The following is an 8,830-nucleotide window of genomic DNA, read 5'->3' as shown; positions in this document are numbered from 1 at the left end:
GATCGCGCAGACCGCCGCAAAAAGCGGCAACTCTCAGCCCCGCAACACCAAGCGCGGACTCAGGACGGAAGGTCAGCGGATCGAGAAAATCGTCATCAACGCGGCGATAGATCACGTCAACGCGTTTCGGCCCCTGCGTCGTGCGCATATAGACAATGTCGTTGAGCACGTAGAGGTCCGGCCCTTCGACAAGCTCCGCGCCCATCTGGTCGGCAAGGAAGGAGTGCTCGTAATAGGCGCTGTTGTAGATACCGGGCGTGAGCACAACCACAGTCGGCTCTCCGACACAGTTGCGCGGCGCAACGGAGGTGAGCGTGCGCATCAACTCGTCGCAATAGTGATCGACCGGCGCGACATTGTAGCGGGAGAAGAGATCCGGGAAGAGCCGCATGGTGATTTCGCGGTTCTCCAGCATGTAGGAAACGCCTGACGGCGTGCGGCAATTATCCTCGAGCACATAGAACTCGTCCGGCCCGACACGCACCATGTCGATGCCGGCGATATGCGTATAGACGTTTTGCGGAACGGCAACGCCCTGCATCTGGTAGCGATAGGTCTCGTTCAGGATAACCTGATCGCGCGGAATGATGCCCGCCCGCAGAATCTCCTGCGGCCCATAGACATCTGCGATGAAGGCGTTGAGCGCCTTGACCCGCTGCACAAGCCCGTCGGAAATCTGCCGCCATTCGGCCGCTTCGAGAATCCGGGGGATGATGTCGAAGGGAATGATGCGCTCCGGGTCCCCGCCCTCGCCATAGACGGCGAAGGTGATGCCGATGCGGCGAAAGAATGTCTCCGCCTCCTCGCGCCTGAGCGTCAGGATTTCAAGCGGCGTCTCGTCAAGCCAGGCCTGCAAGGTCCGGTAAGCACGGCGAACCTCGCCCCCGGGGGCACCCATTTCATCGAAGATGGCCTCAGCCATCGAATCTCCTGCCTCTGCGGTGTTTGTCCCGCGTTTGTCACGCCTCAAGCCTAAAGCGAGAGCAAAAGGGATGCCACGTCATGAGAGGCCTCATTTGCGGCATTTACGCAGACTTCACACGGTCATGTGACCGGAAATTGATCGCTGATCGCGCAGACCGCCGCAAAAAGCGGCAACTCTCAGCCCCGCCTCAGCCTGTCCAGAAGCTCGGGCGTCGGATAGCCGTCCGCCGGAACCCCGATGCTTCGCTGATAGGCGCGGATCGCCTTGCGCGTATTGAAGCCGATAATGCCATCCACCCCGCCCGTATCGTAGCCCCGTGCGGTGAGAAGCTCCTGCAGGTCCTGCCGCTCCTGCCGTCCGAGCGGCCGCTCGTCGCGCGGCCAGCCCGCCACGATCTGCCCCCGGTCCCGGAACCTGTCCGCCAGCAGATTGACCGCCAGCGAATAGGAGGTGGAGGCATTATAGGCGAGTACCGTGCGGAAATTATTCATGACGAGGAAGGCCGGGCCGCGATGACCGGCAGGCAGAAGAATGGACGCTTTCTCATCCATCTCGCCGCCGGGGAAGGATCGCCCGTCGATCCGCGCGACACCATCCTTCACCCACTCGCCAAGGCTGCGCGAGACGGACATATCAGCACCCGCATAATCGAAACCGGTCGGCAGCTTCACTTCATAGCCCCAGCTTCCGCCGGTCTTCCAGCCGGATTTGCCGAGATAATGCGCCGCTGATGCAAGCGCATCCGCATGGGAGTTCCAGATGTCGCGTTTGCCGTCGCCATCGAAATCAACGGCATGGGCGTTGTAGGTCGTGGGGATGAACTGGGTCTGGCCCATCGCGCCCGCCCATGAGCCGGTCATGCGGTCAGCGGCAATGTCGCCGTTCTGAATGATCTGCAAGGCGGCAATGAGCTGCGTGCGCCCGTAGTCCATGCGGCGGCCCTGATAGCCGAGCGTCGCAAGCGAGCGTACGACGCTTTTCGTACCCTGAAAGGACCCGAAATTGGACTCAAGCCCCCAGATCGCCACCAGCACATGCCGGTTGACGCCGTAGCGTGCCTCGATGCGGTCCAGCAGCTTTTCATTCTCGGCGAGAAGCGCCTTGCCGCGCGCCACTCGCGTATCGGAAAGCGCGCCTTCAAGATATTCCCAGACAGGCTTGGTAAACTCCGGCTGGCTCTCATTCGCCTTGACTACATCATCATCAGGCCGGAGGCCGCGCATGGAGCGGTCGAATGTGGCTGCCGTCACGCCCGCCTTCAGCGCATCTTCCCGAAACGCGGTGAGCCAGTCTGCGAAGGCAACATCATCCACCTTCTCCGAACCGGGCGGTGCAAGCGGCAGGCGCGCGCTTGCCGCATCTGCCGCGCAACCCGTAAGCGCCAACGCCCCGAACATGATCGCAGGAATGATGACGCAAACCCTGAAACAGGAGGGAAACCGGCCGGAGGAAGAAAGAGGCAGGCGGAAGACAGGCATTACACACGCTCTCTGGAAGGACACTTGCCGAACGGGTCATACAAGGGAAACGCTATCACGGCTTTGCCGAAAAGCGCAGATGGCGCACGCAGCACCGCCCGCCCACCTCTTCGACGGACCGCCTCCCTCCCCTAACCGTCAATTGAGGCAACATGTCGGCGCGAGAAGGTGGCCGGGCGCCAGTGACGAAAGAGGGGTGACCCCCTAGAATCGCGCAGGTGATTCTCAAGGACAGGCGGGAGCAGGTGATGGTGAGTGGGCAAGAGAACGGCGCGTTCCCGATGGCAACGGGCTGGCGCCTCAAACCGCTCATCCTATGGTTCATCGCCGCCCTCGCGCTGGCCGCAAGCCTTGCCCTGCCGGGTCTCTGGAGCGCGCTCGATATGGGGGTAGCCCGGTCGCTGAACGGCACCGTCATCTGGGACGATACGATCGCCACCCTCTGGGCGATTGGTTGCGAGCGGCGCTTCGCAGCCTTCCTGATGCTGACAATCTTCGCCGCCTGGCTCGTCCATCTCGGGCGCGAAGCAGGAGAAGGCTTCCGGCATGATCTGTCACTGGGGATGGTCGCCTTTCTGCTGCCGCTGATTTTTCTCGCGCTGGCACTGGTCATCGGCGAAAGCCGCCCCGCGCCCGCAGCAACGCTTGTTCCCTTCTATGCGATCTCCGATCTCCTGCCCTGGTCCGAGGCAGGAACAAACACGACCGCCCCTCTCCCCGCTGCCCATGCAGCCCTTGCAGGCGCGCTCACCGTGGCGCTCTGGCTTTCTTTCGGGCGCGGCTTCGGGCTGATGGGACTCGCGCTGCTCGTCCTGATCGCTCTGCCCCGCATGGCCGCAGGCGCGGAATGGGCGAGTGACACGCTGCTGGGGGCTGGTGTCTCGGCGCTTCTCATGCTGGCGCTCGCGAAGGGCACCCCCATCCCCTTTTATCTCTATCGCCTCATTGATGTGCCCGCCGCGCGCCTTCTCATCTGGTGGGGCCGGATCGTGCTGCAACTGAGCACGGAAGGCCGCGCAAACTTCCACCCGGCAAAGCAGGTGTTGCGGGGCATGTGCATTGGCGCAGCCGACCTCATACCCGGCGTGAGCGGCGGCACGATGGCGCTCATTCTTGGTGTCTATCGCCGACTGATCGCTGCCATCGCCCATCTCGACAGCGTGTTTCTGGGTCATATCCGCCGCTTCGAAATCATGGCGGCGCTGCGCCATATCGATATTCTCTTTGCCGCACCGATTGCGCTTGGCGTTGGCCTTACCCTCATCATTTTCAGCCGCATCATTCCTTTCTCGCTGCTGATGAGCTCTTTCCCAGAGCCGACCTTCGGCTTCTTCTTCGGGCTCGTACTCGCCTCCACAATCGGCCTTATGTCCCATGTCGAAATTGGCGGCTGGCGTGGCTGGTGCTGGATCCTGCTCGGCTTCCTCTTCGGCCTTTCCATCTCAATCCTTGTGCCGGTAAAGACACCGGATGCTGCCTGGTTCCTCTTCATTTGCGGCATGGCTGCCGCCTTCGCGCTGCTGGTGCCGGGCATTTCGGGAGCTTTCGTGCTGCTCATCCTCGGCAAATATGCCGATTCGCTGGAAGCCCTTGGCCGGTTTGACCTGCCGTTCATCCTGCCGCTCGTCGCCGGCATCATCACGGGGGCGCTTCTCTTCTCGCGCGCCATCAACTGGCTACTCGACCATTTCTACCGGCTGACCATGCTCACCGTGATCGGCGTACTGTTCGGCTCGCTGCTTGTCGTCTGGCCGTTCAAACACCGGCATTACGAGATGATCGGCGGCAAGTCGCAGATGGTCTCGGCTGACCCCTATTTCCCGCTCCATCTCGATGGAACGGTCATTGCGGGCGTCGCCGCCCTTGTCGCGGGTCTCCTGCTCTACCGCCTGCTCGACCGACTGGCGCAGCATACGGATACAAGCACCGCCCAGCCTTCAAAGTGAACTCGCGGTATCACTTTTTGTTAAGCAAGATTTAAACGACGGCATGGTTCAAGTTTTCCATGCTGACGGTTTATGAGTGTCTCACCGTCGAACATGATTTGCGGCTTGTCGCGCTGGCGGGCTTTCTCTGCATGTTCGCGAGTTTTTCCGCCCTTCATCTGCTCGCCCGCGCGCGCGAGGATGTTGCCTGGCGACGCCTGCTCTGGATTCTGGGAGCCGGACTGGTGGCCGGTTCCGGCATCTGGGCAACGCATTTCATAGCCATGCTCGCTTACCGACCCGATTATCCGGTGAGCTACCATACCGGCGTCACGCTTCTTTCCTTCATTCTCGCCGTCATCTTTTCCACCGCGGGATTTGCGGTGGCCGTACAGCTCCGCGCCGCAGCGCTGGGCGGTGCCATTGTCGGTCTCGCCATCTGCGCCATGCACTATCTCGGCATGTCGGCCATCAGCGTTCACGGCTACATCCTCTGGGACCGGGAACTGGTCACGGCCTCCATCATCATCGGCACCATTTTCGCAGCTGCCGCCCTGGAAACGACATTCGGCCTGAAGAAGCGTATCGGCATTCATGCGGGATGGGTGCTCCTCACCCTTGCCATTTGCAGCCTGCACTTCACCGGCATGGCCGCCATCACCATCTCGGCTGGCCCCGACATGGACCTGCCGGGCCAGCGCATCAGCTCTCTCACGCTGGCGCTTGCCGTTGCCGCTGTCACCTTCCTGCTCGCAATCATCTCTTATGTCGGGCTTGCCATTGAACGCTATCTCGCACACCGCGCGGTGCAGGAGGCAAAGCGGCTTCGCGCCTATGTGACGGAGCTTGAAGAAACAAAGAGACAGCTCGAGACGACATCCGCCGAACTGCTCGTGGCGCTCCGCACGGCCTCTGCCGCCGACAAGGCGAAGTCGCAATTCCTCGCCACCATGAGCCATGAACTGCGCACGCCCCTCAATGCCATTCTCGGCTTTTCCGAACTCATGCGGCTCGAAACTTTCGGTGCGCTCGGCAATGAGCACTATCGTGAATATGCCGATGATATTTTCAGGAGCGGCAAGCACCTTCTCGCGCTCATCAACGATATTCTGGATTTCACCCGCGCAGATGCCGGCGAATTGCAACTCCATGAAGAGGAGATGGATATTGCCGAGGTGATCTCTGAAACGCTGCGTATGATCGAAACCCAGGCGAAGGAACGGCACATCCTGCTGACCGCCGATCCGCTTGCCAGCACCCTTCCGCCGATCCTCGCGGACCAGCGCCGTGTCCGGCAGGTTTTGCTCAACCTGCTCTCCAATGCGGTGAAGTTCACGCCCGAAGGGGGCTCCGTGCGGGTTGACGCAGCCCAACTGCCGGAAGGTATCGCTATCCGCGTGAGCGATACGGGTATCGGCATGGCGCCTGAAGACATTCCCAAGGCGCTTGAACGCTTCGGCCAGATCGACTCGGCCCTCGCCCGCAAATATGAAGGCGCCGGGCTTGGTCTGCCTCTCTCCCTCCACCTGATGGAATATCACGGCGGCACGCTGACCATTGAGAGCGAGCCTGACCGCGGCACCTGCGTGACGATCACTTTCCCCGCCTCCCGGGTACTGCCCCCGCTCCGCTTCGACGCGGCCGGCTGACTTTTTCTCCCTGCATCAGCCTGCGGAACGGCGGGATTGCTCATCATTCATGGTTAACGTCCCGTTAGGGTTGACATGGCATGAATGAACAGAAGCAACCAGATTGGGGGGTAAAGCGGATGTTCGACAATAAATCCGTTCTGATAACGGGAGGGACGGGCTCGTTCGGTCGGCAATTCACCCGAACCCTGCTCAAGAACCACAAGCCCCGGCGCATCATCATTTTCTCGCGCGACGAGCTGAAACAGTTCGAAATGTCGCAGGATTTCAATTCCCCCCAGATGCGCTACTTCATCGGCGATGTGCGCGATCCTGAACGGCTGCGTCAGGCCATGCGCGGCGTTGATTTCGTGATCCACGCAGCCGCCCTGAAACAGGTCCCTGCCGCCGAATACAATCCGATGGAATGTATCAAGACGAATGTCCACGGGGCCGAGAACGTCATCAAGGCGGCGATCGAGGAAGGCGTTGAAAAGGTGATGGCGCTTTCAACAGACAAGGCCGCCAACCCGATCAACCTTTATGGCGCAACCAAGCTCGCCTCCGACAAGCTTTTCGTGGCGGCCAATAACATGGTCGGGCATGAGCGCACCCGCTTTGCCGTGGTGCGCTACGGCAATGTCGTCGGCTCACGCGGCTCTGTGGTTCCTTTCTTCCGCAAGCTGATCGCGGACGGCGCTGAGGCCCTGCCCGTGACCGACACGCGCATGACGCGCTTCTGGATCACACTTCAGGAAGGTGTCGATTTCGTCATTCGCAATTTCGCGCGCATGCATGGCGGCGAAATCTTCGTACCGAAGATTCCCTCCATCCGCATCACCGATCTTGCGGCCGCGATGGCACCGCATCTTCCGATCAATGTCATCGGCATTCGCCCCGGCGAGAAGCTGCATGAAACCATGTGCCCGGCCGATGACAGCCACCTGACCGTGGCCTTTCACGACCATTTCGTGATCCGCCCGACGATCAAATTCTTCCGTGGCGATATCGACTATCTGACGAATAATATCGAGGAGAAGGGGGAGAAGGTGGAGCAGGGCTTTGAATACAGCTCCGGCACCAACACACACTTCCTCGATATAGAAGGCATCCGCGCCTGCAATCAGAAGGCCTACGCATGATTCCCTATGGACGCCAGAGCATCGACGAGAGCGACGTAAGAGCCGTCGCCGATGCATTGACGTCCGGCTGGCTGACACAAGGCCCGGCTGTGCCGCGCTTCGAGGACGCCTTGTGCAAGACAACGGGGGCAGCCCATGCCGTCGCTGTCACCAACGCTACCTCGGCCCTCCACATCGCCTGCCTCGCCCTTGGCCTCAGCCCGGGCGACAGAGGCTGGACCGTGCCGAACACTTTCGTCGCCTCCGCCAATGCGATCCTTTATTGCGGAGCGGAAGTCGATTTCGTTGATATCGATCCCGCAACGCGCAACATGAGTATTGCGGCGCTCGAAGCAAAGCTTGAAAAGGCAAGGCGCGACGGAAAGCTTCCCCGCGTCGTCATTCCTGTTCACTTCGCGGGCCATTCCTGCGAGATGGAGGCGATCGGCACTCTGGCGAAGCAATACGGCTTCCACGTGATCGAAGATGCCTCTCACGCCATTGGTGGAAGCTACAAGGGTGAACCGGTTGGTATCTGCCGCCACTCCGACATCACTGTTTTCAGCTTTCATCCCGTGAAGATCGTGACGACCGGCGAAGGCGGCGCGGCGCTGACGCAGGATAATGAGCTTGCGGCCAGAATGCGCCTGCTGCGCTCCCACGGCATCACCCGAGATGTGCGCATGAGCGAGGCGGTGAATGCCGGTGACTGGTATTACGAGCAACAGGCGCTCGGCTTCAATCTTCGCATGACGGATATTCAGGCGGCCCTTGGCGCAAACCAGATGCCGCGCCTCGAAAGCTTTGTCGCGGCCCGTGAGGCACTGGCCGCGCGCTATGACGCGCTTTTGAAGGACTTGCCCCTTCGCCTTCCCGCCCGCAGCACCGACACACGCTCGGCCTGGCATCTCTATGTCGTCGAGATCGAGGATGACGAACATCACGCGCCGAATGACCATGGCGCCCGCCGCGCCGACATCTTCCGGCAGATGCGTGACACAGGCATCGGCGTCAATGTCCACTACATCCCCGTTCACTGGCAGCCGCATTATCAGGCGCTCGGCTTCCGCATGGGCGATTTCCCGGCATCCGAAACCTATTACCGCCGCGCACTCACCCTGCCGCTCTTCCCGACGCTCACGCATGACGAGCAGGATTTCGTGGTGAAGGCGCTCAAGGAGGCGCTGGCGTGAAGATCGCGGTGATACCGGCGCGGGGCGGCTCGAAGCGCATTCCGCGCAAGAATATCCGGCCCTTTCTCGGCAAGCCCATCATCACCTATTCCATCCGGGCGGCGCACGAAACCGGCCTTTTCGATCATGTCCTCGTATCGACAGATGATGAGGAGATCGCAAGCGTCGCGCGCGCGGCCGGGGCAGAGACACCCTTTCTGCGCCCCGCTGACCTTTCGGACGACCAGACCGGCACGCTCCCGGTAATCCACCACGCGGCGGAATGGCTAGCATCGCAGGGAAGGGCAGCGGAGCATGTCTGCTGCATCTATGCGACCGCACCTTTCGTCACAGCAGATGCTCTCCGCGATGGATACGAAAGATTGCAGGCGGCACAGGCCGATTTCGCGCTCGCCGTGACGCCATTTCCTTTCCCGATTCAGCGCGCCTTGCGGATCACGGAAGCAGGTCTCCTTCAGCCCGTGGACATGAAGGCCATCACCATGCGCTCGCAGGATCTGGAAGAGGCCTGGCATGATGCAGGCCAATTCTTCTGGGCAAAGCCGTCCTGTCTCTCGGAG

The 8,830-nt window shown here is 61.1% G+C and carries 7 protein-coding genes; 5 read left to right on the top strand and 2 right to left on the bottom strand.

From position 1 onward, the window contains the following. Window positions 1-922, bottom strand: a 922-nt coding sequence (locus WBF74_RS06170; protein ID WP_424436769.1) for a circularly permuted type 2 ATP-grasp protein, incomplete at its 3' end; no start/stop codon positions are given. Window positions 923-1,101: 179 nt separating this feature from the next. Next, a complete protein-coding gene (locus WBF74_RS06165; protein ID WP_424436766.1) occupies window positions 1,102-2,403 on the bottom strand; it encodes a lytic murein transglycosylase in 1,302 nt (433 codons plus the stop codon). A gap of 248 nt (window positions 2,404-2,651) precedes the next feature. Here WBF74_RS06165 and WBF74_RS06160 point away from each other — a divergent pair, with 248 nt between their 5' ends. The 5 genes from WBF74_RS06160 to pseF all read left to right on the top strand — a co-directional run. Beyond that, on the top strand, window positions 2,652-4,349 hold the full coding sequence (locus WBF74_RS06160; protein ID WP_424436763.1) for a DUF368 domain-containing protein: 1,698 nt from the start codon (window positions 2,652-2,654) through the stop codon (window positions 4,347-4,349). A 59-nt stretch (window positions 4,350-4,408) separates the two neighbouring features. Beyond that, window positions 4,409-5,977, top strand: coding sequence for an MHYT domain-containing protein (locus tag WBF74_RS06155; protein ID WP_424436760.1), 1,569 nt, complete (start codon window positions 4,409-4,411; stop codon window positions 5,975-5,977). A 119-nt stretch (window positions 5,978-6,096) separates the two neighbouring features. Beyond that, window positions 6,097-7,098: a UDP-N-acetylglucosamine 4,6-dehydratase (inverting) gene (gene pseB, locus WBF74_RS06150; RefSeq protein ID WP_424436772.1), complete on the top strand. Its 1,002-nt coding sequence runs from the start codon at window positions 6,097-6,099 to the stop codon at window positions 7,096-7,098. Beyond that, window positions 7,095-8,270, top strand: a complete 1,176-nt coding sequence (gene pseC, locus WBF74_RS06145) for a UDP-4-amino-4,6-dideoxy-N-acetyl-beta-L-altrosamine transaminase (RefSeq protein WP_424436757.1) — start codon at window positions 7,095-7,097, stop codon at window positions 8,268-8,270. The genes pseB and pseC overlap by 4 nt, the downstream gene beginning before the upstream one ends. Further along, window positions 8,267-8,830: pseudaminic acid cytidylyltransferase (gene pseF, locus WBF74_RS06140; RefSeq protein WP_424436754.1), on the top strand; the 564-nt coding region annotated here is incomplete at its 3' end. The genes pseC and pseF, both read left to right, overlap by 4 nt.

Source organism: Parvibaculum sp. (assembly GCF_049672805.1).
GTDB lineage: Bacteria > Pseudomonadota > Alphaproteobacteria > Parvibaculales > Parvibaculaceae > Parvibaculum.
The sequence above is the reverse complement of the archived record's forward strand: the minus strand, read 5'-3'. Positions and strand labels throughout refer to the sequence as shown.